General features: G+C 68.7%; 23 protein-coding genes. 12 read left to right on the top strand and 11 right to left on the bottom strand.

Annotated features, from left to right (window positions below):
• Positions 1 to 47: 47 nt before the first annotated feature.
• The gene (locus tag AAW51_RS00335) at positions 48 to 1,883 is read right to left on the bottom strand and encodes an ABC transporter substrate-binding protein (protein WP_238947713.1); all 1,836 of its coding nucleotides are present in this window, start codon (positions 1,881 to 1,883) and stop codon (positions 48 to 50) included.
• 346 nt (positions 1,884 to 2,229) lie between these two features.
• Between AAW51_RS00335 and AAW51_RS00330 the strand changes: the two genes are divergently transcribed.
• The 5 genes from AAW51_RS00330 (at position 2,230) to AAW51_RS00310 (ending at position 7,824) form a co-directional block, all read left to right on the top strand.
• The gene (locus AAW51_RS00330; protein ID WP_047193027.1) at positions 2,230 to 3,168 is read left to right on the top strand and encodes an ABC transporter permease; all 939 of its coding nucleotides are present in this window, start codon (positions 2,230 to 2,232) and stop codon (positions 3,166 to 3,168) included.
• Entirely contained in the window at positions 3,165 to 4,208 is a 1,044-nt protein-coding gene (locus AAW51_RS00325; RefSeq protein ID WP_047193026.1) for an ABC transporter permease, read from the top strand. Before AAW51_RS00330 ends, AAW51_RS00325 begins: the two co-directional genes overlap by 4 nt.
• A gap of 46 nt (positions 4,209 to 4,254) precedes the next feature.
• A complete protein-coding gene (locus AAW51_RS00320) occupies positions 4,255 to 5,964 on the top strand; it encodes an ABC transporter ATP-binding protein (protein WP_047193025.1) in 1,710 nt (569 codons plus the stop codon).
• A 113-nt stretch (positions 5,965 to 6,077) separates the two neighbouring features.
• The gene (locus AAW51_RS00315; RefSeq protein ID WP_047193024.1) at positions 6,078 to 6,701 is read left to right on the top strand and encodes a TetR/AcrR family transcriptional regulator; all 624 of its coding nucleotides are present in this window, start codon (positions 6,078 to 6,080) and stop codon (positions 6,699 to 6,701) included.
• Positions 6,702 to 6,927: 226 nt separating this feature from the next.
• Positions 6,928 to 7,824 carry an alpha/beta hydrolase gene (locus AAW51_RS00310; protein WP_053013216.1) on the top strand — a complete coding sequence of 299 codons (897 nt, stop codon included), beginning with the start codon at positions 6,928 to 6,930 and terminating at the stop codon, positions 7,822 to 7,824.
• A 42-nt stretch (positions 7,825 to 7,866) separates the two neighbouring features.
• Here AAW51_RS00310 and AAW51_RS00305 read toward each other — a convergent pair whose 3' ends face one another.
• Positions 7,867 to 8,370 carry a DUF456 domain-containing protein gene (locus tag AAW51_RS00305; RefSeq protein ID WP_238947712.1) on the bottom strand — a complete coding sequence of 168 codons (504 nt, stop codon included), beginning with the start codon at positions 8,368 to 8,370 and terminating at the stop codon, positions 7,867 to 7,869.
• 267 nt (positions 8,371 to 8,637) lie between these two features.
• Between AAW51_RS00305 and AAW51_RS00300 the strand changes: the two genes are divergently transcribed.
• The 3 genes from AAW51_RS00300 to AAW51_RS00290 all read left to right on the top strand — a co-directional run bounded on the left by AAW51_RS00300 (position 8,638) and on the right by AAW51_RS00290 (position 11,009).
• Complete coding sequence (locus tag AAW51_RS00300) at positions 8,638 to 8,907, top strand: hypothetical protein (protein ID WP_047193023.1); 270 nt, start codon at positions 8,638 to 8,640, stop codon at positions 8,905 to 8,907.
• Positions 8,904 to 9,107 (top strand): hypothetical protein, encoded by a 204-nt coding sequence (locus tag AAW51_RS00295; RefSeq protein WP_047193022.1) that lies wholly within the window; start codon positions 8,904 to 8,906, stop codon positions 9,105 to 9,107. The genes AAW51_RS00300 and AAW51_RS00295 overlap by 4 nt, the downstream gene beginning before the upstream one ends.
• Before the next feature lie 633 nt (positions 9,108 to 9,740).
• Positions 9,741 to 11,009, top strand: a complete 1,269-nt coding sequence (locus AAW51_RS00290) for a solute carrier family 23 protein (RefSeq protein ID WP_047193021.1) — start codon at positions 9,741 to 9,743, stop codon at positions 11,007 to 11,009.
• A 23-nt stretch (positions 11,010 to 11,032) separates the two neighbouring features.
• Here AAW51_RS00290 and AAW51_RS27695 read toward each other — a convergent pair whose 3' ends face one another.
• Positions 11,033 to 14,281 carry a PAS domain S-box protein gene (locus AAW51_RS27695; RefSeq protein ID WP_053013214.1) on the bottom strand — a complete coding sequence of 1,083 codons (3,249 nt, stop codon included), beginning with the start codon at positions 14,279 to 14,281 and terminating at the stop codon, positions 11,033 to 11,035.
• A gap of 426 nt (positions 14,282 to 14,707) precedes the next feature.
• Between AAW51_RS27695 and AAW51_RS00280 the strand changes: the two genes are divergently transcribed.
• A complete protein-coding gene (locus AAW51_RS00280) occupies positions 14,708 to 15,817 on the top strand; it encodes an alkene reductase (protein WP_047193020.1) in 1,110 nt (369 codons plus the stop codon).
• Positions 15,818 to 15,851: 34 nt separating this feature from the next.
• Here AAW51_RS00280 and AAW51_RS00275 read toward each other — a convergent pair whose 3' ends face one another.
• A complete protein-coding gene (locus tag AAW51_RS00275) occupies positions 15,852 to 16,472 on the bottom strand; it encodes a GNAT family N-acetyltransferase (RefSeq protein WP_047193019.1) in 621 nt (206 codons plus the stop codon).
• A gap of 24 nt (positions 16,473 to 16,496) precedes the next feature.
• Positions 16,497 to 17,918: a YbaY family lipoprotein gene (locus AAW51_RS00270; RefSeq protein WP_083437961.1), complete on the bottom strand. Its 1,422-nt coding sequence runs from the start codon at positions 17,916 to 17,918 to the stop codon at positions 16,497 to 16,499.
• 266 nt (positions 17,919 to 18,184) lie between these two features.
• Between AAW51_RS00270 and AAW51_RS00265 the strand changes: the two genes are divergently transcribed.
• Positions 18,185 to 19,192 carry a Bug family tripartite tricarboxylate transporter substrate binding protein gene (locus tag AAW51_RS00265; protein WP_083437960.1) on the top strand — a complete coding sequence of 336 codons (1,008 nt, stop codon included), beginning with the start codon at positions 18,185 to 18,187 and terminating at the stop codon, positions 19,190 to 19,192.
• Positions 19,193 to 19,286: 94 nt separating this feature from the next.
• Here AAW51_RS00265 and AAW51_RS00260 read toward each other — a convergent pair whose 3' ends face one another.
• The 4 genes from AAW51_RS00260 to AAW51_RS00245 all read right to left on the bottom strand — a co-directional run bounded on the left by AAW51_RS00260 (position 19,287) and on the right by AAW51_RS00245 (position 22,657).
• Positions 19,287 to 20,255 (bottom strand): Bug family tripartite tricarboxylate transporter substrate binding protein, encoded by a 969-nt coding sequence (locus AAW51_RS00260; RefSeq protein WP_047193017.1) that lies wholly within the window; start codon positions 20,253 to 20,255, stop codon positions 19,287 to 19,289.
• Between the two features lie 130 nt (positions 20,256 to 20,385).
• Positions 20,386 to 21,189 (bottom strand): HDOD domain-containing protein, encoded by an 804-nt coding sequence (locus tag AAW51_RS00255; protein ID WP_047193016.1) that lies wholly within the window; start codon positions 21,187 to 21,189, stop codon positions 20,386 to 20,388.
• A gap of 94 nt (positions 21,190 to 21,283) precedes the next feature.
• Complete coding sequence (locus AAW51_RS00250) at positions 21,284 to 21,775, bottom strand: MaoC family dehydratase (protein WP_047193015.1); 492 nt, start codon at positions 21,773 to 21,775, stop codon at positions 21,284 to 21,286.
• An 81-nt stretch (positions 21,776 to 21,856) separates the two neighbouring features.
• Positions 21,857 to 22,657: a hypothetical protein gene (locus AAW51_RS00245; RefSeq protein ID WP_335337653.1), complete on the bottom strand. Its 801-nt coding sequence runs from the start codon at positions 22,655 to 22,657 to the stop codon at positions 21,857 to 21,859.
• A 110-nt stretch (positions 22,658 to 22,767) separates the two neighbouring features.
• On the opposite strand from AAW51_RS00245, the gene AAW51_RS00240 reads away from it, so the two are divergent.
• Positions 22,768 to 23,256, top strand: a complete 489-nt coding sequence (locus tag AAW51_RS00240) for a hemerythrin domain-containing protein (protein WP_047193013.1) — start codon at positions 22,768 to 22,770, stop codon at positions 23,254 to 23,256.
• A 37-nt stretch (positions 23,257 to 23,293) separates the two neighbouring features.
• Here AAW51_RS00240 and AAW51_RS00235 read toward each other — a convergent pair whose 3' ends face one another.
• The gene (locus AAW51_RS00235; protein WP_047193012.1) at positions 23,294 to 24,313 is read right to left on the bottom strand and encodes an SDR family oxidoreductase; all 1,020 of its coding nucleotides are present in this window, start codon (positions 24,311 to 24,313) and stop codon (positions 23,294 to 23,296) included.
• Positions 24,314 to 24,429: 116 nt separating this feature from the next.
• Between AAW51_RS00235 and AAW51_RS00230 the strand changes: the two genes are divergently transcribed.
• Complete coding sequence (locus tag AAW51_RS00230) at positions 24,430 to 25,011, top strand: uracil-DNA glycosylase family protein (RefSeq protein ID WP_047193011.1); 582 nt, start codon at positions 24,430 to 24,432, stop codon at positions 25,009 to 25,011.
• 52 nt (positions 25,012 to 25,063) lie between these two features.
• Here AAW51_RS00230 and AAW51_RS00225 read toward each other — a convergent pair whose 3' ends face one another.
• Complete coding sequence (locus AAW51_RS00225; protein ID WP_047193010.1) at positions 25,064 to 25,345, bottom strand: DUF427 domain-containing protein; 282 nt, start codon at positions 25,343 to 25,345, stop codon at positions 25,064 to 25,066.
• Between the last annotated feature and the right edge of the window lie 45 nt (positions 25,346 to 25,390).

Raw genomic sequence — 25,390 nt, 5'->3', positions numbered from 1 at the left:
CTTGCAACGCCCTGCCGCAAGCTGCAGGGCGCAGCCGCCCGGCTCGATCAAGGGCGCGCCTTGCGCTCCAGGTCGATGTCGACGTAACGCCAGAAGTCGCGGATGAAGGGGTGGCGCCGGTAGCCCACCACCCAGGGCTGAGTCAGGTCGGTCGCGACACGGTGGGTCAGCACCTTGTAGGGCATGTAGGCGATCATCAGCTTCTTGGCCTCGGTCATCACGGCCAGACGTTCCGGGCTGTCGGGCATCACCTGCTGCTGCTCATAGAGCTTGTTGAACGCCGGCAGGTCGAAGCGGGCATGGTTGCCCGACCCCTTGTTGGGACCATAGCCCATCGCCAGGAAGTCGTCGCCATCGGGCCCGGTGGCGCTGAAGCCCAGGCCCCACATCATCAGCTTGCCGGCGCGCGACATCTTCAGTTGTTCGGGCCATTGCGCCACGAGGAAGCGGGTGCGCAGCTGCACCGCGTCCATGTTCTTCTTCCACAGCTCGTTGAACTGGCGCGCCAGCAGGTCGGAACCGGTAGCGTATTCGAGCACCAGCGGCGAGCCGTCGGGCAGATCGCGCCAGCCGTCGCCGTTCTTGTCGACATAGCCGTACATGTCGAGCAAGGCGCGCGCCTTGGCGCGGCTGAATTCGCCCATCTCGCTGCGGAAGTCGGGGTCGTAGCCGAACGTCAGCGGCGGTATCGGGGAGTGCGCGACGATGCCCTGGTGGCGGCGCACCAGGCGGATCTCCTCTTCGGCATTCACCGCCAGCGCGATGGCACGCCGCAGCGCCACCTTGTCGGCGCTGTAGCCGCCCACCACCGGGTGTTCCATCTGGAAGTAGAACAAGGTGATGTCGGACGCGAGCTGGCGGTCCATCTGGACGCCCCGCTTGGCCAGGTTGGCGGCCAGCTGCCCGTTGGGCACGGCGACGTCGGCAAACTCGAGCGGCACGCCGGTGAGGTCGATCTCGCCGTTCAGGAAGGCCAGCCAGCGCGGTTGCGACTCGGCGATGATGGAGATCTCCACCCGGTCGATCATCGGCAGCCGCTTGCCCTTCTGGCGCGCCAGGATGTTTTGGCCCAGGCGGTCGTCCGGGGCCGGGTCGGCCTGGTAGTACTCCTCCCGGAAATTCGGGTTGCGCTCCAGCACCATGCGCGACGAACGCCGCCATTGCGCCAGCCGGAACGGGCCCGTGCCGACCGGGTGCTCCATGATGTTGTCGCCGTATGCCTCGACCACTTCGCGGGCGACGGCGCCCATGATGGACGGGTCGGCCAGCATGAAATGGAAGCGGGGCGACGGCTCGGCGAGCCGAATGCGGAAGGTGTAGCGGTCCAGCGCCCGCAGCCCCTCGACCTCGGTGTCATAAGGAAAAGCTTGCTTCTCCTTGATCACTTGCGCCCGCAGTTCGTTCATGCCGAGCAACTTGGCGTTTTCCAGCCCGTAGATGTTCGGACTCTTCCAACGCGGGTCGAAGACACGCTTGATCGAATAGACGTAGTCGTGCGCCGTCAGCTCGCGCTTGCGTCCCTTGAACGCCGGGTCGTCGGCGAAATAGATGCCCGGGCGGATGCGGAAGGTGAAGGTCTTGAAGTCCGACGAAATCTCCGGCATCGCCGCCGCCGTCTGCGGCTTCAAGCGGGCAGGGCGGGCCAGATAGTCATAGGTGAGCGGGGCCTCGAAGATGTTGGCCGCGATGATGCGCGAATAGAGATCGGAGATCTGCGCCGGGTCGAACCCGGTCTCGGCCACGTTGAAGGCATAGGTCAGCACCTTGGGCGGCTGTGCCGGGGGCTGGGCCATCGACAGAGGCGACGACCACAGCGCGATCCCGAGGCTCGCCATCCCGCACCACCGGGCTTGCGATCGCCAGCGCCGTACTACTTGGAACATTCACATCTCCGCGCCATCTTTGCCGCAGCAAGTCTACGTCCCCCGGGGGAGCTTGAGTAGGCGGGCCATTGCCGAAGCGGCATGGGGCTTGCCGGGCTAGACTCGCGGCTGTCTCGTGGGCGCGGCCCTGCCGCGCCGAGCGCCGGCCCGCAGCCGGTTCTGGTCAGGAAAGTGCAGTGCAAGACCTCGAACAACTCGCCGTGTCGCTCGCGTGCTCCCGGAGGGCCCCGGCCCGCCGTGCCCCCGCGCTCGCGCACGCATCCTGGTTTGAGCCGCGCAAGCGCCTCAGTGTGTTGTCACCCCTTCAGCGGGCACTCGGGTGCCGCCGGGCGCGAGGGCCTGCCGCATGACGGGCTATGTGATCCGGCGCCTGTGGCAGATGGTGCCCACGCTCGCGGGCGTGATCCTGCTGGTGTTCTTCCTGTTCAAGGCCTTCGGCGGCGACCCGGCCGAGATCCTGGCCGGCCTTGCGGCGACGCCCGAGCAGATCGCGGCGATCCGCCAGCAGCTCGGCCTGGACCGTCCGGTGGTCGAGCAGTTGCTGCTCTTCGTCAAGCAGGTCCTCAGCTTCGACTGGGGCCGCAGCTGGGCCACCAACGAGTCGGTCGCGTCGCTCTTTGCCAGCCGTTTGCCGGCCACGTTGACCGTGATGGTGCCCATCCTCGTGCTCGAGGTAGCGCTCGCGATCCCGCTGGCGCTCGCCGTCGCCGCCGTGCGCGGCAGCCTCACCGACCGGGCCATCATGGTGCTCACCACGGTGGCACTGTCGATCTCCTTTCTGGTCTATGTGATCGTCGGGCAATGGCTGTTCGCGTTCCGGCTCGGCTGGTTCCCGGTGCAAGGCTGGAGCGAATCGCTGTGGAGCAACCTGGTCACCTACGCGCCGCTGCCGGTGCTGCTGGCCGTGACCGTCTCGCTGGCGCCGCAGACCCGGCTCTACCGCAGCTTCTTCCTCGATGAGATCGGCCAGGACTACGTGCGCACCGCGCGCGCCAAAGGCCTGACCGAACCGGCCATCCTGCTGCGTCATGTGCTGCGCAACGCGATGATCCCCATCCTCACCAACATCGGTGCCGGCTTGCCCGGCGTGTTCGTCGGCTCGTTCCTGATCGAGGTGTTCTTCTCGATCCCCGGGCTGGGCCGCGAGGTGCTGCTGGCCGTCAACCGCAGTGACTACCCGGTGATCCAGGCGGTCACGATCTACCTGGCGGTGCTGACGATGGTGATCAACCTGGTGACCGATGTGTTGTACCAATGGGTCGACCCCCGGGTGGTGCTGAAATGAGCGCGCGCAGCGCAACCGCCGCCGCACCGGCGCCGGCCCGCGGCGTCTGGCGCCTGGCCTGGCAACGCTTCCGGCAGGACCGGGTGGGCATGGTGTCGCTGTTGATCGTGCTGCTGTTCGGCTTGATGGTGCTGATGTCGGCACTGGGCCTGGTGGCACGCGACTGGCAACGGGAGACCGGGGTGCCGTATGCGCCGCCCAGTTTCATCGGCGCGGGCCCGCCCCCGGCGCCCAAGGTGGCGCCGCCGCCGCGCGGCCCGCTCGCCGACCTGTCGGTCGTCGACCCGCTGGCACCCCGCTATGCCGAGTGGGCCGAGCGTGCCGCCCGGCTCGAAGAGGCCGAGCCCGACCGTGCCGCCACCCTGCCGCTGGGCGGCGACCGCCTAGGCCGCGACGTGCTGTCCAAAGCCATCAAGGGGGCCCAGGTGTCCATCCTGGTCGGGGTGATGTCGGCTTTGGTGGCCACTGCGATCGGCACCTTGCTGGGCGCGCTGGCCGGTTTCTTGGGCGGGCGTGTCGGCGACTTCCTCGAATGGGTCTACAACGTCTTCACGTCCATCCCCGGCATCTTGCTGATCTTCGCTTTCGCGGCGGTGTTCGGCCGCGGCCTGCTCACCGTGGTGCTGATCCTGGGCTTGACCGGGTGGACCGGCGTCTACCGCCAGGTGCGCGCGGAGTTCATGAAGCACGCGGTGCGCGACTATGTGCGGGCGGCGCGGGCCATCGGGGCGAGCCGCATGTCGCGCATGTTCCGGCACATCTTGCCCAACGTCAGCCATGTGATCCTGGTGCAGCTGTCCATCCTGGTGGTGGGTTTCATCAAGGCCGAAGTGATCCTGTCCTACCTGGGCCTGGGTGTGCCGGTCGACCAGGTGTCGTGGGGCACGCTGCTGGGCGAGGCGCAAAGCGAGCTGATCCTGGGCTATTGGTGGCAGCTGGCCGCCGCGACCACCTTCATGGCCGTGTTCGTCACCGCGTTCTCGCTGATGACGGACGCGCTGCGTGACGCGCTGGACCCCAAGCTGAGGGGGCTCGAATGACACGCCGACCCGGCCCACCACCTCGTGCCGCCCTGAGGAGCCGCCCATGCTGTTGAGCATCGAAGACCTGCACGTGAGCTTCCGGCTCGGGCGCGGCGGCGCCGAAGCGAAGCGGATCGCCGCGGTCAAGGGCGTCAGCTTCGAAGTGCCCGAGCACACCACGGTGGCGCTGGTGGGCGAATCGGGCTCGGGCAAGAGTGTCACGGCGATGTCCATCCTCAACCTGCTGCCCGACAACGCCGAACGGCGCGGCCGGGTGCAGTTCCAGGGCCGCGACCTGCTGCAAGCCAGCCTGCCCGAGCTGCAAGCCCTGCGCGGCCGCCAGATCGCCTGCGTGTTCCAGGAACCGATGACCTCGCTGAACCCGGTGTTCACGGTGGGGCGCCAGATCGTCGAGCCGCTGCGCCGTCACCTGGGCCTGGGGCGTCGGGAAGCGCTGGCCAAGGCCGAGCACCTGCTGCACGAGGTCGGCCTGCCCGATCCGCGACGCCGGCTGTCGGCCTATCCGCACGAGCTGTCGGGCGGCCAGCAGCAACGGGTGATGATCGCGATGGCGCTGGCCTGCGAGCCGCAGCTGCTGATCGCCGACGAGCCGACCACCGCGCTCGACGTGACTGTGCAACGGCAGATCCTGGAGCTGTTGGCGCGCCTGAAGGAGCAGCATCGGATGAGCATGCTGTTCATCAGCCATGACCTGGGCGTGGTGGGCGAGATCGCCGACCAGGTGGTGGTGATGCGGCACGGCAGCGTGCGCGAGCGCGGGCCGGTCGAGACCATCTTCAAGGCTCCGCAGGACGCCTACACGCGCGCCTTGCTGGCGTGCCGGCCCAGCCTGGCGGCGCCGCCCCGGCGCCTCGCCATGGTGGACGATGCTCCGGCGCCGCCGCCAGCAGCCCCTGCGCCGGCACGCAAAGACCCTGACGCACCGATCGTGCTGCAGGTGAGCTCGCTGGCCAAGAGTTTCTGGCTGCGCCAGGGCTGGTGGCGCAAGCGCGAGTTCCGTGCGGTGCGCGACGTCAGCTTCGCGTTGCGCAAGGGGCACACGCTGGGCATCGTCGGCGAATCGGGCTCGGGCAAAAGCACGCTGGGCCTCGCATTGTTGCGTCTGCATGACCCCGCCAGCGGCCCTGTGTCTGGGTCGGCGCTGTACCGCGACACCGACACCGCCCAGCTCGACCTGCTGCGGCTCGGCGACGCCGCCTGGCAACCGATGCGACGCCGGCTGCAGATCGTGTTCCAGAACCCGTATGCGTCGCTGAACCCGCGCTTCACGGTCGGCCAGACCTTGGTCGAACCGATGAACATCCACCGCCTGGGTGGCAGCGGCACCGAACGTGAAGCGCGCGCCCGCAGCCTGTTGGTCAAGGTGGGCCTCGACGAGAGCGCCTTCGACAAATATCCGCACGAGTTCTCGGGTGGCCAACGGCAACGCATCGCGATCGCCCGCTGCCTCACGCTGGAGCCCGAAGTGCTGGTGCTCGACGAAGCCGTCTCGGCGCTCGACGTTTCGGTGCAGGCGCAGGTGCTCAACCTGCTGAAAGACTTGCAAGACGAGCTGGGCCTCGCCTATCTCTTTATCAGCCACGATCTGGCGGTGGTGCGCTTCATGGCCGACGAGGTGCTGGTGATGAAAGACGGCGAAGTGGTCGAGCGGGCCACGCCCGACCAGCTGCTGGCCCACCCGCGCGAACCCTATACCCAGCGCCTGGTGGCGTCGGTGCCACGCGGCGTGGCGCATCGGCTGGTGCCCGCGTGAAGCGGGGCCGGCCCGCCACCCGCGCCCTCTCGTCCCCCCGGCGCCAGGAGGTCGGCGCCGGGCCGGCCAGCCCCACTCTTGCAACTTCGCACGATCGTGCTAAATTGAAAACCATGGAAGCAAAAACCGGCCGCAGTGAACTGACGCTCGCGGCCATTCTGGACACCGCCTTGCTGATGGCCGCCGAAGAAGGGTTGGAGAGCCTGACGATCGGCGAAGTCGCCAAACGCCTGGGCATGTCCAAGAGCGGCGTGTTTTCGCGCGTGGGTTCCCGCGAGGCGCTGCAACGTGCGGTGATCGAGGAATACGACCGCCGCTTCCTCCAGGATGTTTTCGTGCCGGCGATGCGGGAGCCGCGCGGCTTGCCGCGCCTCAATGCCATCATGCGGCTGTGGCTGCAGCGTGCCAAAGACGTCGAGATGCGCACCGGCTGCATCTATTGCGCCGGCGCCTTCGAGTTCGACGACCGCGAAGGCCCGCTGCGCGACCTGTTGCTCGACGGCGTGATGCGCTGGCGCACCACGCTCAAACGCACCGCGATCCAGGCCATCGACGCGGGTCATCTGCGCCCCGACACCGATGTCGAGCAACTGGTCTTCGAGATCGACGGCCTGTTCATCGCTTTGATGCGCGACGCGCGCTTTCTGCGCGACCCGCGCGCGGTCGACCGTGCCTGGAACTCTTACGAAAGGATGATTGCCAGCTACCGCGCCGGCGCCGACCCCTCGCGCTGCTGATCGCGCGGCGCCCCTGCAACCACTGCAGATGGCGTAACGGTTCGGGCGAGTCCACGCCGATGCGTCCAGATGGCCGGCCGGCCAGGCGGCCCCGACGTGAACGATGGATGTGACGACGGTGCGCCGTCGTCTGCATTTCCCACCATTTCGCACGATCGTGCGAAATGCAGGCGAACTTCCGGATGTGCTTGCCGTGCCACCCTGCTGTTGAAACGAAAGGCCCTCGATGACCTCCTCGACTTCCTCGACCCTGCCCTCGCAACCCGTCGCCACCGGACGCAGTTTTGCCGCCCACCGGCTGTTCCCGGTGCTACGGCTCAGCCTGCGCTGGGCCCAGCGCCTCGGCCCCCACCGCGCAGCCCGCGTGGCGGCCGGCGTGTTCTGCACACCTTTGCCCACCAAGCTGGCCGTACGGCACCTGCGGCCCCCCGCGGGGGTGCGCGTCGAGACCTTGCCGTTCGAGAACGTGACGCTCACCCTGTACCGCTGGCCGGCCGCAACCGACGCGCCGGTCGTGCTGCTGACCCACGGTTGGGGCGGCTGGGGCCTGCAGATGGCGGCCCTGGCGACGGCCTTGCAGCAGCGCGGCCTGGCGCCGGTGGCCGTCGACCAGCCGGGGCACGGGCGCAGCGAGGGCTGGCAGAGCACGCTGGCCCAGTTCACGCGGGCCGTCGGCTACCTGGGGGCTCGGCTCGGGCCGCTGCACGCCGTGGTCGGGCACTCGATGGGCGGGGCCGCCGCGCTCAACGCCATCGCCCGCGGCCTCGTGGCGCGCTCGCTCGTCACGGCCGCGTCACCGACGGACCTGGTGCAGGTGACGCGCGACTATGCCGCGGCGTTCGGCCTGGCCGAGGCCACCCGGGGGGCGATGGTGCAGCACATCGAATCGCGTGAAGCCATCGTGTTCGAACAAATGAGCGCCGCGCACCAGGCCCGCCGGGTGGTCCTGCCGACCTTGCTGGTGCACGATCGCGACGACCGGGTGGTGCCGGTCGAGGAGAGCTTGAAGCTCAATGCCTTGCTGCCGGATGCCCGGTTGCTGCTGAGCCAGGGCCTGGGGCACCGGCGTGTGCTGCAGGATGCCGATGTGGTCGAGCAAGTCGGCCGGTTCATCGCCGGCTGAGGGCGCGCCGGGCCGCAGACCCTCTCCGGCCGGGCGCCGGCCCTACACCCACCAGGCGACCGCGAAGATGCCGATCATCACGAAGGACAGCACCACCTTGACCACGGTGCCGATCAACAGGCCGATCCAGGTGGCGAGGCCGACATGCGCCGCGCGCCCGCTGTCGCGGCGTGCCCAGTACTCGCCGGCCATCGCGCCGACCAGCGGCAGGAACAGCAGCCCGACCAGGCCGGTGAAGATGCCGGCGACCGTGCCCAGCGCGGCCCCGATCAGGGCCAGCGGGCTGGCGCCGGCCTTGCGCGCCCCCAGCAGGGCTGCGACGTAATCCGTCAGCCAGGCCAACAGCGCCAGCACCGTGATGGCACCGACGGTCCACGGCGAGACGCGTTCGAAGCCGTCGATCCAGGCCCCGATCACGATGCCGGCCAATACCAATATCGTGCCGGGCAAGACCGGCAGCACCGTGCCAAGCACGCCCAGGCCCATCAAGACGACCGCCAGCCCCCACCAGACGGCAGGCGGCGCAATCTGTACCAGTTCTGTCACCGCAACTCCTTCCCGACAGCGGGAGACGGCAACACCCGCTGTGCGGCCTTGCCCCTGCTGACACCCACAGTATGTCGCCCCACGCTTGACAGAAGACGGCTACTGGCACCTCGTGCATGACGAAACACGCCAATGGTGTAACAGAATTCGTCGCGTTGTAAGTCGAGCCTGAGACAAAACAACGAGATGGCGCGGCCGCGGTTACGAAGCCGAGGTTGGCACAGAAGATGCGCTCAACAAGGCATCTTCACGCAAGGCGGACACACCATGTCGCAACAGGCTCCCAAACGACGCTTCGGCTCGCTGTCGCTCGCCGGCGAAATGGCACGCCGCAGTCGCGCCCATGCCCCCGCCGCACCGCAGCAGCCGGCACGTGGCCGTGGCGGCTGGTCGTCGCTGATCCGCCTGACGCCTTGCAACGAAGAATCGGGCCGTCGCAGCCCCTGGCCTTCGCTGGCACGTCTGTGCCGCAAGCCCAGCGCTGCCCCTGCATTCCTGTGCACCGACTTTGCCCCCAGCCAGTGGTTCAAGCCATGAAAACTGTCGCCGCCTCCGCCATCGCTTCCACCGTGCTCGCGCAGCATTTCGCCGCGCAGCGTGAGTCAGGTCGTACCGGCAGTACCGCGCCGGCCGAGGCCTTGAGTCCGAACGGCAGCCCTGCCGGCCTGCGGCAATACCAGGTGCTGCAGTCGCGCAGCGAACCCGCCCAGCGCACGCTCGCGTTCAAGATGCGCTGAGCGGCCAGATCAGCAGCAGGTCCGCAGCATGCGGGTCTGCGCCACCGTCCCTATTACCCAGAGACTTGCAACACTTCTGGGACGTCGAGGGAGAGGGCGGCGGCCGGGGTGAGAGAGAGCGAGAGAGCCCCGGCCGCCTAACCCCGTTCACGGTGGTTGTTCCATCGTGATCGTCCGACGGTCATCGCATCGTCGTGATGCGTTTCATCGCGATCGCCCCACGGCGCATGCCGTGAATTCCTTTACGTCGCCTCGGGCGACGCGACCCTTTCCCCCATCGCCAGATCACGCCGTACCGCACGCTGGCCGCCCTGATCCAACATCACGGCGACCACAAGCGCGCGGGCCGACCTTGCAGACGGCACCCGCACCGCACCCTCTCGCACCCAGCTCGTCCTTCGCCTCAGGGCCGCTTGCCCAACGGCCACCACCTCTGACCACCTTCCCGCTAGGTGCCGCTCGCGCGCGGCTCTCGTGCACGACGGGCCACCGCGGAACCGAGAACCTCACATCGCACCGCTGCGGAGCATGCCCGCCCGGCACGTCCCGGTGTGCAACTTGCTACCGCGCTCTACACTGCGCGCGCCGCCGGGCGCTCGTCCCGCGGTGTACAGACCGAGAGGAGCTTGATCCATGAGCCTGTTTCCGCACTGGCGCGAGAAGACCGAGGGTGTCGTCGGGCCCGACGAACGCCTGCCCTGGCCACAAACCGTGGCGATGGGGGTGCAGCACGTGATTGCGATGTTCGGCGCGACCGTGCTGGCGCCGTTGTTGATGGGCTTCAACCCCAACGTGGCCATCCTGATGAGTGGCATCGGCACGCTGATCTTCTTTGTGGTCGTCGGTGGCCGCGTGCCGAGCTACCTCGGGTCGAGCTTCGCGTTCATCGGTGTCGTCCTCGCCGCCACCGGCCACCAAGGGCCGGGCAGCAATGCGAACCTGGGCGTCGCGCTCGGCGGCATCATCGCCTGCGGCGCGCTCTACACGCTGATCGGGTGCGCCGTCGCGGCCACCGGCACGCGCTGGATCGAGCGTTTCATGCCGCCGGTGGTCACCGGCGCCGTGGTGGCGGTGATCGGGCTCAACCTGGCGGCAGTGCCGATCAAGAACATGACACCGACGGCTTTCGACGCCTGGATGCAGGCCGTCACCTTCGTGTCCGTCGCGCTGGTGGCCGTCTACACCCGCGGCATGCTGCAACGCCTGCTGATCCTGGTCGGCCTGGTGGTCTCGACGGTGGTCTATGCGGTGCTCACCAACGGCTTTGGGCTGGGCCAGCCGATCGACCTCGCGCCAGTGGCCAAGGCCGCATGGTTCGGCCTGCCAGCCTTCGCGGCGCCGGTGTTCGAGCCGGGTGCGATGCTGCTGATCGCGCCGGTCGCGGTGATCCTGGTGGCTGAAAACCTGGGCCACCTGAAAGCGGTCAGCGCAATGACCGGGCAAGACCTGGACCGCTACATGGGGCGGGCCTTCATCGGCGACGGCCTCGCGACCATGGTCTCGGGCGCCGGCGGCGGCACGGGTGTGACCACCTACGCCGAGAACATCGGCGTGATGGCCGCCACCAAGATCTACTCGACCGCGATGTTCGTGGTGGCCGCGTTGATCGCCGTGGTGCTGGGCTTCAGCCCCAAGTTCGGTGCGTTGATCCAGACCGTGCCCACCGCGGTGATGGGCGGGGTCTCGATCGTCGTGTTCGGGCTGATCGCGGTGGCCGGCGCGAAGATCTGGGTCGACAACCGGGTCGATTTCTCCGACAACACCAACCTGATCGTCGCAGCCGTGACCTTGATCCTCGGCACCGGCGACTACACCTTGACGCTCGGCCAGTTCAAGCTGGGCGGCATCGGCACAGCCACCTTCGGCGCGATCCTGCTCTACGCGCTGCTGCGTCGGCGCTGACGCGACCCGGCCGACCAGCCAGGTCAGCGAACGTCCGGGCTGTCGTCGCGCACCGCGCGCTTGCCGGCCATGATCCACCGGCACAGCGTCGCATGCAGCCGCCCCAGGTCGATCGGCTTGGCGACGAAGTCGTTCATGCCACAGGCCCGCGTGCGCTCCTGCTCCGAGACGAGGGCGGCCGCGGTGAGGGCGATGATGGGCAGGCGCTCGGCGTCGTAGTCGCGCCGCAGCGCCTGCGCCACCTCGTAGCCGCTCATGCCCGGCATGTGCACGTCCATCAGCACGGCGTCGAAATGGCCCGGCTGCCGCTCCACGCAGTCCAGCGCCTCCTGGCCGTTGCAGGCCTGCACCACCTCGACGCCCCACTGCTCGAGCGTGGCGACGGCGATCATCATGTTGACCGGGTTGTCCTCGACCACCAGCACGCGGCTGCCGGCCAGGCCGTCGGTCGCGTCCGCCGCGGGGGGCGCGCCCACCTGTTGCGAATCGGCAACCGGCAAGGGCAGTTCGGTCCAGAACACGCTGCCCACCCCGGGCCGGCTTTCGACACCGACCTGCCCGCCCATCAGGTACGCCAGTTCACGGCAGATCGACAAGCCCAGCCCGGTGCCGCCGTACCGACGCGAGATGGACTCGTCGGCCTGCGTGAAGGGGCGGAACAGGCGTTCCTGCACGGCCGGCGGGATGCCGGGGCCGCTGTCGCGCACCGAAAACCGCAGCTCGCCGCCCGGCAGCCGCGCCGCCTCGATCGCGATGTCACCGTGCTCGGTGAACTTGAGCGCGTTGCTGACGAAGTTGCCGAGGATCTGTTGCAGGCGCACCGGGTCGCCGATCGCCCACCGCTGCACCTCGGCACTGACGTGCAGCGTGAGCGACAGGCTGCGCTCTTGCGCCAGCTCCGCATAGGAACTGTGCAAGGTCTGCAGCAGGTTCCAGAGGTCGAAGGGGATGGCTTCCAGTTGCACCCGGCCCGCCTCGATCTTGGACAGGTCGAGGATGTCCGAGATGATGGCCGACAAGGTCTGGGCACTGTCGACGATGCGGCGCAGATAGTCTTCGCGCCGCTGCGGCTCGATGCCGGGCGACAAGGCCAGCTGCGCCAGGCCGAGCACGCCGTGCAGCGGCGTGCGGATCTCGTGGCTCATGTTGGCCAGGAAGGAGCTCTTGGCCTGGCTGGCCGCCTCGGCCTGCTCCTTGGCCGCCGCCAGGTCGTCCGCCACGCGCCGCTGCTCGGTGATGTCTTCGACGATCCAGATCGTCGCGACGCGCCCCACGTCGGGATCGGCCACGACACGCGCGCGGCAGCGGGCCCAGAAGCGCGAACCGTCGCGGCGGAACATCTCCCACTCGAAGTCGAGCGGCTCGCCGCGTGCCAGCACCTCGCGCGTGACGGAAGCAGACCGCTCGAACTCGAGGTCGGACGGCCAGATCGCCCGCACCCGCTCGCCCACCAGCGTGCCGGCTGGCCAGCCCAGCATGGCTTCGAAGCGGGTGTTGGCCTGGTGGAAGCGACCGTGCTGCACCAGCGCGATGCCGACCGAGGCGTTGTCGAGGATGGCCTTGTATTCGGCGCGTGAACGCTCCCGCTCGGTCACGTCGCGTGCCAGCACCAGCAGGTAGCGGTTCGACTCGACCTCGAACATCGCGCCCGAGATCTGCACCCAGACCACCTGCCCACCCTTGACGTTGTAGGGCAGCAGCATGTCCTGCACCGAGCCCTTCTGGCGCATCTCGGCAAGGATGCGCTCGCGCAGCTCGGGACGCAGCAGCCCCAACTCCAGCACGGTGCGGCCGACCGCCTCTTCGGCGCTGTAGCCGGTGACGCGGGTGAAGCCCGGGTTCACCATCACGTAGCGGCCCGTCTGCGGGTCGGTGACCGTGATCACGTCGGGGCTGGACGAGAACAGACGCGACAGCATGGCCTCCGAACGGAGCAGGGCGGTTTCGGCCTGGCGCCGGCCGGTGTTGTCGAGAAAGATCGACTCGATGGCCCGGCCGTCGGGCCATTCGACCCGCGACCCGGTGGCCGCCACATGCACCTGACGGCCGTCGCGCCGCGTGATGGCGAGGTCGACCAGCGGCAGGCTTTCGCCGAAGGGCAGGGTGTCGAGCTGCACCAGACGCTCCTGGGCGATGCGGGCGGACGCTTCGTCGTAGAGCGAGAACAGGTCGAGGTCGACCATCGCGAGCGGGTCCGGAAAGCCGAACAAACGCGCCGCCGCCTCGTTGGCGGTCATCACCCGGCCGTCGCGATGGATCACCAGCGCCGACGGCGAACGGGCGAACAAGTTGCGATAGCGCTGCTCGCTCGCCGCCACCGCATGTTGCGCTTCGCGCTGTGCGGTGATGTCCTGCCCGACCCCCCAGTAGCCACGGAACACGCCGTCGTCGTCGAAGGCCGGCTCACCGCTCAGCGACAGGTAGAGCCGGCGCCCCTCGGGGCTGCGCAGGCAGACCGTGAGGTCGCGAAACGGCAGGTGGGCCCGCAGCGCGCTCTGGTGTGCTTCCCAGCCTGCGTCACCGTCAAGGGTGAGGCCGGGCATGTCCCACCAGGGCCGCGCGAGGCAGGCGGCGCGGGTCACACCGGTGACACGCTCGAAGGCGTCCGACAGGTAGTGGCAGCAAAACGACTCGTCCTGTTCCCAGTACCAGTCGGCCGCAATGCCCAGCAAGGTGCGAAATCGCTCCCGCTGTCGGGTGGCGTCCAGCAGCATGCGGCGCACCAGGGTGCCCAGGGCCCAGCTGAAGCCGAGGCCGCAGCACAGCACGACGGTCTGCGTCACGACGCGGTTGCGCCACGACAGCGACACCGCGGCCGATGCGCCGGCCAACAGCCCGACACGCTCGAACTGCGCGAGCAGGAGCAGCGCGACGAAACCGACCGCGGCCAGGGCCGCTCCCACCCGCAACCCGAGCAGCAGACCGGACACCATCACCAGCAGCCCCATCATGCCGAGCGCGGGTGTGTGCACACCCTGGCCGGTGGAGACGGCGGCCACCACCAGGGTCGCGATCACGCCGAGCAGCGCAACGCCCATGGACCAGGGGCGGTACCGGTGAGGTGCGGCCAGGCCCAGCGCAAACAGCAACGAGGCGCCGGCGGCAGTGCCCACGGTCACGGCACGCTGACCAGGGAGGAACCCTTCATAGAACAGGCCGACGGCAGCAGCGGCCAGCAGGCACAGCAAACCGCCGGCGATGAAGAAGTAACGCGCGACCTGCCCATCGACCACCGAGGACGGCAGCGATTCGAAGCGGCGTTGACTGCTCACGGGATTCCTGCTGCGGGACAAGCGGCGATTCTAGGAACAGACCTTGCGGCCCGTCGCCCGCGTCTACCCTAGGGAGTGTGCGGCGTGTCACGAAGCGTTGTGTCATCGGCAGACGGGTCACCGCCACCGTGAAGCGGCCGATCCGCTAGGCCGGCCCCCTCACCGCGTCGGTGCGCGCGAGGCGCCTGTGGAATGACGAAGGTCGCGCGATTTAGCACACTCGTGCGAAGTCTGCATCGGCCAGCGCGCTGCCCCGCCGCAACGGCGGGGCGTTGCCGCCGCGGCCAGCACCCGCCCGCCCCCTTGCCTAGCATGCTGAGCAGCAGGCGCCGCAGTCCGGTCGCGTCGCCGCGCCGTCCGGCGGCCGATGCGGCCCTGCGGACAGGCTCATCCATCCCTTTTCATTTCTCTCTCTTCAGGACTGTCATGCCGACCCTGTTCGACCCGATCCGCCTCGGCGAGCTGCAACTCGCCAACCGCCTCGTGATGGCCCCGTTGACCCGCAACCGGGCGGGCGCGGGCCAGACCGTCACCCCGTTGACGGTCGAGTACTACCGACAGCGTGCCAACCCGTCCACCGGGGCGGGCCTGATCGTCACCGAGGCGAGCCAGGTCACGCCGATGGGTCAGGGTTATATCGACACGCCGGGGATCCACACGCCCGAGCAGGTGGCGGCGTGGAAGCGCGTCACCGACGCGGTCCATGCGGAAGGCGGCAAGATCGTCATCCAGCTGTGGCATGTGGGCCGCATCTCGCACGTGTCGCTGTTGCCCGGCGGTCAGGCGCCGGTCGCGCCTTCGGCCATCGCCGCCAAGGCCAAGACCTTCACCCGCAATGGTTTCGAGCCGGTCTCGACCCCGCGCGCGCTGGCCCTCGAAGAACTGCCCGGCATCGTTGCCGACTACCGCCGCGCCGCCCGGCTGGCGCTCGAGGCAGGCTTCGACGGTGTCGAAGTGCACGGTGCCAACGGCTATTTGCTCGACCAGTTCCTGCGCGACGGCAGCAACCACCGCACCGACGCGTATGGCGGCTCGATCGAAAACCGCGCCCGGCTGCTGCTCGAGGTGGTGCAGGCGGTCACAGCGGAGATCGGCGCCGGCCGCACCGGGCTGCGTTTGTCGCCGGTGACGCCGTCCAACGACGCCTACGACAGCCACCCGCAGCCCCTCTTCAACCACGTGGTCGAACGGCTGGCGGCCTTCAAGCTGATGTATTTGCACATCATCGAAGGCCAGACCGGCGGGGCGCGCGACCTCGGCGACAAGGGCATCAGGTTCGACTACGAGGCCCTGCGCCAGCGCTACGACGGCCCGTGGATGGTCAACAACGGTTATGACCGGCAGATGGCGCTCGATGCCGTCGCGAGCGGACGTGCCGACCTGGTCGCGATCGGCCGCCCGTTCATCAGCAACCCCGACCTCGGGCGCCGGCTGCGCGACAACGTCAGCTTGACCCCGGTCGACAACGCCACGCTGTACGGCGGTGGCGCCGAGGGCTACACCGACTATCCGACGCTCGAGAACGCGACGGCGTGACCCGACGAGGCCGGCCGCGCCCCCGCGGACGCCGTCAGCCGGCCAGCCGCAGCCCCATCCAGCGGCCCCAGGGATGGGTCTCGAGGGTGCTGAACCCATAACGTTCATAGAAGGCGATCGCGCGCGGGTTGTGGGCCGACACCCCCAGGTGCACGCCCGGCACGCCTCGCTCGCGCAGCGCCTGCATGAACCGTGTCATCAGTGCCCGCCCCAGCCCCTGCCCCTGGCCGCGGGGCAACAAGTCGATGTGCAGATGCGCAGGGTGATCGGCCAGAAACGGCAGGTCGGTCGGCAAGCCCTGGTGGATCACGCGCACCAGGGCGGCGTCGCCTCGCTCATCGTCGGGGTCGGGGAGCGCATGCCGGCGTCTCAGGGCCGGCCACCAGTGCCGTTCACAAGCCTGGGCATAACGCACGCTGTCGGCCGTGCCCAGCACGTAGCCCACCACGCCGGACGCGTCCTCGGCGACGAACACCAGCGCAGGCTCCAGTGCGGCATAGGGCGCCGCGTAGACGTCTCCGAGCAAGCGCGGGTCGGCATGATGGGCGGTCGCGTCCTCGCCATGCCAGCCGGTGCGCAGGCAGATTTCATACAGCGAGGCGAGGTCGCCCGATCGGTAGGGCCGGATCGGCGCGGCCTGCAAGGGTGCGGTCATCGGGGGGGAGGGGGTCGACGCGGTTCAGCGGCAGCAGCCCTGCAGGACACGGCCCGCCGGCAGCGAGACCCACGCGCGGTGGGTCGACGGCAGCAGATCGGCGGCACGGTCGGCGCAGCTGTCCTCACGCACCATCGCGACCACCGGACCGTCCCGGTCGCCGCCACCGCGCCACACCGCCACGGGCGGCTGCTCGGCGTCGAGGCGGTGCCACTGCCCCCGCGCCGCAGGCGTCGCGCCGCGCTGCCCCGGCCAGGCCAACCGGCTGCTCAGATCGCCGATCTGCAGCCGCCACGGCCCGCGCTTGTCGACCCCGCTGCAATACAGCCAGCCGGACTCGGTCGGCCCGGCATCCCCCCGCACGGACACGAGCGTGAGCGCCACCTTGGCAGCGGGCCGCGCCAGCGGAATGCGCGTCGATTCGCCGGCATACACCAGCCGGCCGTTGCGCAGCACGCGCGCTGTCAGCGCATAGGGCCGACCCGTTTCGATCCGCTCGCTCTCGAACGGCAGCAGCAGCCGGGGCGGCCATGCCGCCGACGTCGCCGTGGCCCGCGCGCGGCCCAGGCGTTGTGGCACGGAGGCGGTTTCGCTCTGCGTCAGGTCGAGCAACTGCACCTCGACCTCGTCGCCCTGGCGCCAGCGGGCACCGGCCGGCAGGCCGAGCGCCACCGACAGGCGTCCCTGCGGGCCCTCGGGCTCACCCAGCAAGGAGAACCAGTCACGCAGGCCGTGCGGCGTACGCTCGAGTGCCGCGCGCATCACTTCGAGTGTCTGAGCGTCCGGCGAGCCGGGCGGATAGGGCTGCTCGCCCGGCAGCCGCCCGAAGTACAGCCGTTCTTCCGTCGCGGCGAGTGGCGCCTGGCGTGGCACCGCTGCCGTCCGCCCGTCAGACCCGGCACGCCGGGGCAGCACGGCCAGGACCAGCAGCGGTGCCGACCTGAGCCCGGCGGCCTGGGGCTGGTATTCGACGACATAGACCGACTCGGCCCCCGGCTGCAGCACCGCAGCCTCTTCACCCCGCACCGCCAACACGACGTAACGGTCCGGCAGCCAACTGGGCGGCAAAGCGAGACGCACGCCGGCCTCGCGGTCGATCATCAAGCGCTGCGGTGCGGCCTCGCCGCGACAGGTCAACGACGGCCCGTCGCCCTCTTCGAGCCAGGCCTCGTTGCCGCGGGTGCGCAGGCGCCGCCGGCCGTCGCCAAACAGCGCGCCTTCCGCGCTGTCGAGACTCGGCAGTTCCCAGCGTTGATCGAGCCGGCTGACCCAGGCACGGGAAGGTGCGCCGGCATGGTCGAAGCTGGCCACCAGACGCGAGCCATCGTCGCAGCGATAACTCATGCGCCACGAGGGAGGCGGCGTCAACGGGGCGGCCATCACGGCAGCGCTCGCCAAAGCAGCGCCCGCCATCCACCGGCTGGCAGCGCGTCGGGATCGGGACATCGGAGCAGGTTGAAGGGCTAGAACCGCGGGCACTTTCGGCGAAAACCGTCACCTCTGCAAGTCGCGATCCGACAGGCAGGCTCGCCCGAGGGCTGTTCGGTGCGCCACCGCCAGGCGGGCCCGGCGGCACTCGCGGCCCGCCCTGCAAAACCGCCGCGCGCGATGCGCACCCATTTCCGTCGTGCGCGGGGATAGCCCGAGTGGTCGTCGGCGCGCGGTCTGCGCACACTGGACCACAACCCTTTGCCGATCAGGAGAGTTCTACGATGCAGATCCGACGCAGACGCCACTGGTTGCAGGCCAGCTTGTGCGGTATGGCCAGCCTGCTCGCGCCCGGCTTCGGTTGGAGCCAGACCGCCGCATGGCCCGCCAAACCGATCCGCCTCGTCGTGCCCTTTGCGCCCGGCGGCACCACCGACTTGCTGGCACGAGCGCTCGCGCCCGAGCTGAGCAAGTCGCTCGGGCAACCGGTGGTGGTCGAGAACAAGCCCGGCGCCGGCGGCAACCTCGGTGCCGCTGATGTGGCCCGGGCGCCGAACGACGGGCATACCTTGTTGATGGGCACGGTGGGCACCCACGGCATCAACCAGTCGCTCTACCCCAAGCTGCCCTACGACCCGATCAAGGACTTCGCACCGGTGACGCTGGTGGCCGGCGTGCCCAACGTGCTGGTGATCAACCCGGCCAAGGCACAGGCCTACAAGATCAACGGCGTGCCCGACTTGATCCGCTACGCGCGCGCCCACCCGGGCAAGCTCAACATGGCCTCGAGCGGCAACGGCACCTCGATCCACCTGTCGGGCGAGTTGTTCAAGTCGATGACCGGGACCTATATGCTGCACTTCCCGTATCGCGGCTCGGGCCCGGCCTTGATGGATCTGATCGGCGGCAATGTCGACGTGATGTTCGACAACCTGCCCTCGGCCTTGCCGCATATCAAGGCCGGCAAGCTCAAGGCACTGGCGGTGACCAGCGGCAAACGTTCGGAGGTGCTGCCCGACGTGCCGACGGTCGAGGAAGCCGGCCCGGTGAAAGGATATGAAGCCAGCTCCTGGTTCGGGCTGCTGGTGCCGGCCGGCACGCCCGCCGAGGTGGTGCAGCGGCTGCACCAGGAGACCGCAAAGGCGCTCGCTTCGCCAGCCCTCAAGGAGCGGTTGCTCGCACAAGGCGCGATCCCGAGCGGCATCGGGCCGGCCGAGTTCGCCAAGCTGATCGGCAGCGAAACCCGCAAGTGGGCCGAGGTGGTGAAGGTGTCGGGCGCCAAGGTCGATTGAACCAGCCGCGCAGGGCCGGCCCTCGGCACCTCGGGCGCAAGAAAAGAAAAAAGGCCGCGAGAGCGGCCTTTTTGTCGTGGCGCGAGCGCCGCCTTCAGGTGGCCTTGGCCAGCCCCAGCGACTCGATGATCGCCTTTTCCTTCTTGAAGGTCTCTTCGGCGAACTTGCTGTATTGCGCCGAGCTCATGTAGATCAGTTCCTGGTCGAACTTCGCCAACGCTTCCTTGTGGTTGGGCATCTCCATGGCCTTCTTGAAGGCGTCGTGCAGCGTCTTCACCAGCTTGGGGTTCATGCCCTTGGGCGCGGCCAGGCCATAAGGCGAGGTCTGCACGATGTCGATGCCCAGCTCCTTCAACGTCGGCACGTTCGGGAAGGTCGGCAAACGCTTGGCGCCCCAGGTGTTGAGCACCTTGAGCTTGCCCGCCTGGACGTGCGGCGCGAAGCCGGTGGAGTCGGCTGCGGCCATGATCTCGCCACCGAGCAGGGCCGGCATCAGCTGCGCGCTGCCGCGATACGGCACGTGGTTGAGCTTGATGCCGACACGGCGGGCGATGTCTTCCATCGTCAGGTGCGGGCTGGTCAGCTGGCCGGTCGAGCCGTAGGTGAGGCGGCCGGGGTTGGCCTTGGCCCAGGCGACGAAGTGGGTCCACGACTGCAGCGGCGACTCGGCCGGCACGACGATGCCGAACGAATAGCCGGTGACGCACAGCAGATAGGTCAGGTCCTTGACCGGGTCCCAGTTGATCTTGGTGGTGTAGGGCAGGCGGAACACCCCCAGCGGCGTCTGGCCGATGGTGTAGCCATCGGGCTGGGCGTTCTGCAGCGCAGTCGCCGGCAGCGTGCCGCCGGCGCCGGGACGGTTCTCGACCACCACGGTCTGGCCCAGGATCTTGCCGGCGTTCTCGGCCAGCACGCGCATCGTGATGTCGGTCGGGCCACCGGCCGGGAAGGCGATGATCAGCTTGATGGGCTGGGACGGGAAGGTCTGCGCCCGCGAGCCGCCCGCGGCGCCGAGCGAGACCGCGGAAGCGCCCAGCACCTTGAGCATTTGTCGACGTTGCATGTATGGAGTCCTATGTTCTTCGGAGGAGAGAAGTGGTCCGCCCGAGGATCGCACCGGTCGCAACCCGACGGCACTCGTATTTCACCTGAGGATCTGTCGCTGAAGCGTCAATAACACCCGATTTGTTCCATCAGGCAGCACGCATCACCGCATGAGCGTCGTGCGCAGCCTCCATCAACCGTGCTTCATCCAGCTCGCCCAGGGTCGCGGCGGCCCGCACTGCAGCATCGACCGCCTCAGGAGCACGCAGCAAGTAATGTGCGACCGCCGACAACGCGCACAGCGGGCGGGCGCCCGGCTTGTCGGGCCATTCACCGCCAGACTGCACCACCACGTGGTAGCGCACGCAGGTGATGGCCGCGGGGGTCAGCATCCAGGTCTCGCACAAGGCGGCGCCGAGGGCGTCATGGCTGACGCCGTAGGTTTGCATTTCCTGCAACACCAACAGGTCATCGCTGGGTGCGTTTTTCAGCATCGCGCCGTATTGCTCGGGCGCATGCTTGAACATCACCGCCTTGCCGCATTCTTCAAACAGGCCGGCGGAGTGGGCGGCAAAACTCTGCATGCCCAGGCGGCGCGCCATCAGGGCCATCAGCATGCCGCGGCGGTTGGCGCGGAACCACAGCGCGTCCAGCTCGGGCGAGGCCGGAAACACCGAACGCAAGCCCATCTCGAAGGTGATGGCGGCGACCTCGCTGGTGCCCAGGTACTGGATCGCCTGCTGCACCGTGCGCACCGGCTGGCGCAGGCCGTAGAGCGGCGAGTTGAGCGCCTTCAGCACCGCTGCGGCCAGTGCCATGTCGCCCTCGATCAGGCTGCCCATGGCCTTGAAGTCGACCTGCTCCTCTGCGAGCAGCAGCGACAGCTGCATCAGCACCTGGGGCTGGGCGGGCAGGTCGATGTTGAGCGAACGGAGGGTGGGATCGACGGGCATGGCGGTGCGTGACAGTCCTGCAAGGATGGATCATGGTAAGCGCAAGCACCGCGGACGGAGTGCCCTGGTGCCCGCCCAGGGCTTGCCGCTCCTCTCAGGCGGCGGCTTCGCTGACCTCACGGCGGCGGAACATGCCCCAGCCCTCCATGCGCAACACCACCTCCTCGTTGCCGTCGGCCCGCGTCGCCAGCGCCTCCCACTGGCTGCGCACCAGGCCGACATGGGGCTTGCTGTTCATCGGCCGGGCCTCGAGCACGGTCATGCGCACCCGCAGCACGTCGCCGGGGTAAACCGGCTTGAGCCACTGCAGCTTCTCGATGCCGGGTGAGCCGAGGCTGGCCGCCTTGAGCAGATAGTTGTCGCACATCATCCGCATCACCATCGCGCAGGTGTGCCATCCGCTGGCGGCCAGGCCGCCGAACAAGGACTGCTTGGCGGCCTCTTCATCGAGGTGAAAAGGCTGCGGGTCGAACTCGCTGGCGAAGCGGAGCACCGCTTCCTTGTCGACCTTCAGGCCGCCGAACTCGCGAACCGAGCCGGGCGCAAAGTCTTCCCAGAAATAGACGGGCGTAGCAGCAGCAGTCATGGCAAACCAGCGACGAAAACGAAGAAGCGACCATGGTATAGCGACCCCCGTTTTGCCGCTGGCGGCGGCCTTGCGGCTCGGCTAGGCGACACCGGGGTCGCCGAGCGACAGCTGCCAGGCCTGCAGCGTCGCCTCCACCGGCACCGCACGCGCCAACGCCATCCAGACGCCGAACGGCAATCGGCCATCTTCGAAGGCGGCCCGCTTGGGCGCCTGGCGTGCCACCACCAGCGGCCCTTCGAAGGTCTTGCCCTGCGCCACGATGACGCCGCATTCGGGCGGCACCTCGTCGGGCTCGGCGATGCCTTGGGCGATCACGTAGTAGCACTCGCGGCACAGGGCCAGGTAGGCGGCGCGCTTGTCAGGCCGCTTGAGGTCGGCCAGCAGGTCGGAGCGCCGCACCTTGATCTCGTGCACGACCGGATCGAGGTAGGCCTCGACGCTGGTGTGCCGCACCGAGTAGACGTCCGGCCGGGCCATGCACCAGCGGCCCTCCGGCCCGGGGGCGCCGCAGTCTTCCAGGTCCGGCAACAGCGGCAAGGCGGGCTCGGCGGGGGCCAGTTCCACCCGCGACCCCGCCACCTTGGCCCGCAACCCGAGGCCGCGCCACGCCAGCCGCCCGTCGCGCAGCAGTTGCTGCGCGACCCGTTCGACCAGCATCTCGTGCAGGTCATAGGCCGCCCGGTTGCGTTGCAGGGCCTGCGCGAGCACCTGCAGCCCGGCTTCGGTGACCCGCAGCCATTCACGGCCATCGGCCGCCGGCACCCGCTCGAGCAGGCCCTCGGCGAGCAGCTCGACCTCGATCACGTCCAGGCACGGCCAGCCGGCCGATCGGTAAATGTCGCGCAGGCGGCGGTGGTGGAGACGGCTCAGGGCAGGCATCGAGGGGGAGGGGGAAGGGTGCGGGCACACCATCTGCTATGGCGTTTCACGGCCAGCGGCCACGTTGTACACCCACTCCCACGACACGATCAACACCTGCAGCACCCACCATGGACGCCATCGACCTGCTCACCCGCCAGCACCGAGAACTCGAGTCGCGCATGAAGGCCTGGACCGAGGCCGACGACACCGAAGCGCAACGTCGGCTGTTCGCCGAAGTGGCCGATCACCTGACGGTGCACGTCGCCTCGGAGGAGCAGGTTTTCTACCCGGCCGTGAAGGCGCAACGCACCGAAGACATCCTGCTGGAGTCGCTCGAAGAACATCTCTCGCTCAAGCGTCTGCTCGCCGACCTGATGGCGCTGCAGCCCGACGACCAAACCTTCGAGCCGAAGTTCAAGGTGCTGAAGGAGCAGACCGAACACCACCACAAGGAAGAGGAAGAGAACCTGTTCCCCAAGGTGAAGCAGCTGCTCGACGCACCGCGCCGGGCGACGCTCGGCGAGGAGATGCTCGCACTGCAGATGCGACTGCGCCGCGAAGGTCGCCCGCGCGAGGCGGTGCCCGAGCAGACCGACAAGGCCGCCCCGCTGGCATGAAGGTGGCCGCCGCTGAGGCGGCCACCGGTGGTGCAGGTCAGGAGCGGCGCAAGCGCGCTGCCGGACCCCGGCCCCACAGCGCCAAGGCCGCGACCGCCGCCAGCGCGACCACCGCGGTGCTCTTGGGATGCAGCACGGCCTGGGTGTAGAGGCTGGGACGTGTCAGCTGGCCGGGGTGGCGCCCGCGCACCTGGCCGCCGCCATTCGGTTCATAAAGGTTGCTGCCCTGGCGTTGCGCCGGTTCGTCACGCAACTGGGCGTTGATCAAGACCTTGCGACTGATCCAATCGAGCAGACGCGGCGCATGCGGGCTCATGCTGCCCATCATCTTGCTGGCGCTGCCGACGAAGACGTCGCGCTTCGGGTGCTGCGCCGCGTGCAGGATGGCCTCGGCCACCATTTCGGGCGTGTACACCGGCGGCGCCAGCTTGGGCTCGAACTCGGTGTAATTCTTGGCGTGATCGGTAAAAGGCGTTGCGATCGAGGCCGGCTTGATGAGCGTCACCGAGACCGGTGCCCGGTCGTCTTCCAGCTCCACCCGCAGACTGTCGGTGAAACCTTTGACCGCGTGTTTGCTCGCGCTGTAGAGGCCTTGCAGCGGCACGGCGCGGTCCGATGCCATGCTGCCCAGGTTGATGATGGCGCCGCCTTTCTCGCGCAGATGGGCTGCGGCGATGAGCGAGCCGTACACCACACCCCAGAAATTGGTCTCGAACAAACGTTGGCCGTCGCGGTCCCGCACGTCTTCGAGCTTGCCCCAGATCGACACGCCCGCGTTGTTGACCCAGGTGTCGAAACCGCCGAAATTCTCGATCGCGGTGTCGGCCACCAGCTGCAGGTCTTCGCGTCGCCCGACGTCGGCGACCACGTACATGGCGCGGCCGCCTTCGGCGACGATCTGCCGGTTGGCCTCGGCGAGCGCCTGTTCGTCGCGCGCCACCAGCAGCACGTTGGCACCGCGCTGCGCCGCCATCAAGGCGGTGGCCAGCCCGATGCCACTGGTGGCGCCGGTGATGACGATGGTTTGTTGGTTCAGAGGTTTCAGCTTGGGCTTCATCACGTACTCTCCCGGTTGTTGTGAGGGGCCGGCTGCCGTGCAACCCGCAGGGTCGACGCAGTCCCGCCACGCTTCGCCTCGTCGGCAACCGCTGTGCCGGTCGGTGCCTGTCCGACATGGATGAGATCGCCCGGCTGCTCGCCGACGTGCAGGGCTGCACGCTGTGCGCGGCCCATTTGCCGCATGGCCCGCGGCCGGTGCTGCAGCTGCACCCCGACGCGCGCATCCTGATCGCCGCGCAGGCGCCGGGCCGCAAGGTGCATGAGACCGGCATTCCCTTCAACGATGCCAGCGGCGAACGACTGCGCCACTGGATGGGCGTCGACCGCGCCACCTTCTACGACGCCCGCCGCATCGCCATCGTGCCGATGGGATTGTGTTTCCCCGGCTCGGCGCGCCAGGGCGACCTTCCGCCGCGCCGCGAGTGCGCACCTCAGTGGCGCACACGTTTGCTGCAGCCGCTGCGGCAACTCCAACTGACCCTGGTGGTGGGGCGTTATGCGCAGAGCTGGCATCTGAGCGACGCCGGACGCGGCGTGACCGAGGTGGTGCAGGGCTGGCGCGAGCACCTGCCGACGGTCATCCCGCTGCCGCACCCGAGCCCGCGCAACCAGCTGTGGGTGCGCCGGCACCCGTGGTTCGAGGCCGAGCTGTTGCCGGTCCTGCGCGAGCGTGTGGCCGAAGTGCTGACTCGCTAACCTCCGTGCCAAACACTGCGGTGCGAGCGCCTTCCGGACGGCCGTCCGACGCTCATTCCACCACCTGAACCCCCTTCCAGAACGCCACGCGGCCCTTGATCGACGCGGCCGCGTCCTTGGGTTCGGGGTAGTACCAGACCGCGTCCGGGTTGGCGTTGCCGTCGATCAGCAGGTTGTAGTAGTGCGCGGTGCCCTTCCACGAGCAGCTCGTGCGGGTGTTGCTGGGCATCAGGTAGTCACGGCAGACCGCGGTTTCGGGAAAGTAGTGGTTGCCTTCGATGACCACGGTGTCGTTGCTTTCGGCGACCACGGTGTTGTTCCAGATGGCTTTCATCGCGAGATCCTTTTGAGAGGGATGAGACGTGAGCGGCGGCCGAAC

The sequence above is a fragment of the Caldimonas brevitalea genome (assembly GCF_001017435.1).
GTDB classification, from domain to species: Bacteria; Pseudomonadota; Gammaproteobacteria; order Burkholderiales; family Burkholderiaceae_C; genus Caldimonas; species Caldimonas brevitalea.
This window is presented reverse-complemented; position numbering and strand designations above follow the sequence as displayed.

What these genes read in the sequence shown, in the direction of transcription:
- AAW51_RS00250 (WP_047193015.1), bottom strand. Translation starts at nt 21,775, where the DNA reads ATGACTGCTGCTGCTACGCCCGTCTATTTCTGGGAAGACTTTGCGCCC.
- AAW51_RS00230 (WP_047193011.1), top strand. Translation starts at nt 24,430, where the DNA reads ATGGATGAGATCGCCCGGCTGCTCGCCGACGTGCAGGGCTGCACGCTG.
- AAW51_RS00315 (WP_047193024.1), top strand. Translation starts at nt 6,078, where the DNA reads ATGGAAGCAAAAACCGGCCGCAGTGAACTGACGCTCGCGGCCATTCTG.
- AAW51_RS00280 (WP_047193020.1), top strand. Translation starts at nt 14,708, where the DNA reads ATGCCGACCCTGTTCGACCCGATCCGCCTCGGCGAGCTGCAACTCGCC.
- AAW51_RS00270 (WP_083437961.1), bottom strand. Translation starts at nt 17,918, where the DNA reads ATGTCCCGATCCCGACGCGCTGCCAGCCGGTGGATGGCGGGCGCTGCT.
- AAW51_RS00320 (WP_047193025.1), top strand. Translation starts at nt 4,255, where the DNA reads ATGCTGTTGAGCATCGAAGACCTGCACGTGAGCTTCCGGCTCGGGCGC.
- AAW51_RS00330 (WP_047193027.1), top strand. Translation starts at nt 2,230, where the DNA reads ATGACGGGCTATGTGATCCGGCGCCTGTGGCAGATGGTGCCCACGCTC.
- AAW51_RS00310 (WP_053013216.1), top strand. Translation starts at nt 6,928, where the DNA reads ATGACCTCCTCGACTTCCTCGACCCTGCCCTCGCAACCCGTCGCCACC.
- AAW51_RS00235 (WP_047193012.1), bottom strand. Translation starts at nt 24,313, where the DNA reads ATGAAGCCCAAGCTGAAACCTCTGAACCAACAAACCATCGTCATCACC.
- AAW51_RS00240 (WP_047193013.1), top strand. Translation starts at nt 22,768, where the DNA reads ATGGACGCCATCGACCTGCTCACCCGCCAGCACCGAGAACTCGAGTCG.
- AAW51_RS00245 (WP_335337653.1), bottom strand. Translation starts at nt 22,657, where the DNA reads ATGCCTGCCCTGAGCCGTCTCCACCACCGCCGCCTGCGCGACATTTAC.
- AAW51_RS00290 (WP_047193021.1), top strand. Translation starts at nt 9,741, where the DNA reads ATGAGCCTGTTTCCGCACTGGCGCGAGAAGACCGAGGGTGTCGTCGGG.
- AAW51_RS00260 (WP_047193017.1), bottom strand. Translation starts at nt 20,255, where the DNA reads ATGCAACGTCGACAAATGCTCAAGGTGCTGGGCGCTTCCGCGGTCTCG.
- AAW51_RS00275 (WP_047193019.1), bottom strand. Translation starts at nt 16,472, where the DNA reads ATGACCGCACCCTTGCAGGCCGCGCCGATCCGGCCCTACCGATCGGGC.
- AAW51_RS00255 (WP_047193016.1), bottom strand. Translation starts at nt 21,189, where the DNA reads ATGCCCGTCGATCCCACCCTCCGTTCGCTCAACATCGACCTGCCCGCC.
- AAW51_RS00225 (WP_047193010.1), bottom strand. Translation starts at nt 25,345, where the DNA reads ATGAAAGCCATCTGGAACAACACCGTGGTCGCCGAAAGCAACGACACC.
- AAW51_RS00265 (WP_083437960.1), top strand. Translation starts at nt 18,185, where the DNA reads ATGCAGATCCGACGCAGACGCCACTGGTTGCAGGCCAGCTTGTGCGGT.
- AAW51_RS00325 (WP_047193026.1), top strand. Translation starts at nt 3,165, where the DNA reads ATGAGCGCGCGCAGCGCAACCGCCGCCGCACCGGCGCCGGCCCGCGGC.
- AAW51_RS00335 (WP_238947713.1), bottom strand. Translation starts at nt 1,883, where the DNA reads ATGTTCCAAGTAGTACGGCGCTGGCGATCGCAAGCCCGGTGGTGCGGG.
- AAW51_RS00295 (WP_047193022.1), top strand. Translation starts at nt 8,904, where the DNA reads ATGAAAACTGTCGCCGCCTCCGCCATCGCTTCCACCGTGCTCGCGCAG.
- AAW51_RS00300 (WP_047193023.1), top strand. Translation starts at nt 8,638, where the DNA reads ATGTCGCAACAGGCTCCCAAACGACGCTTCGGCTCGCTGTCGCTCGCC.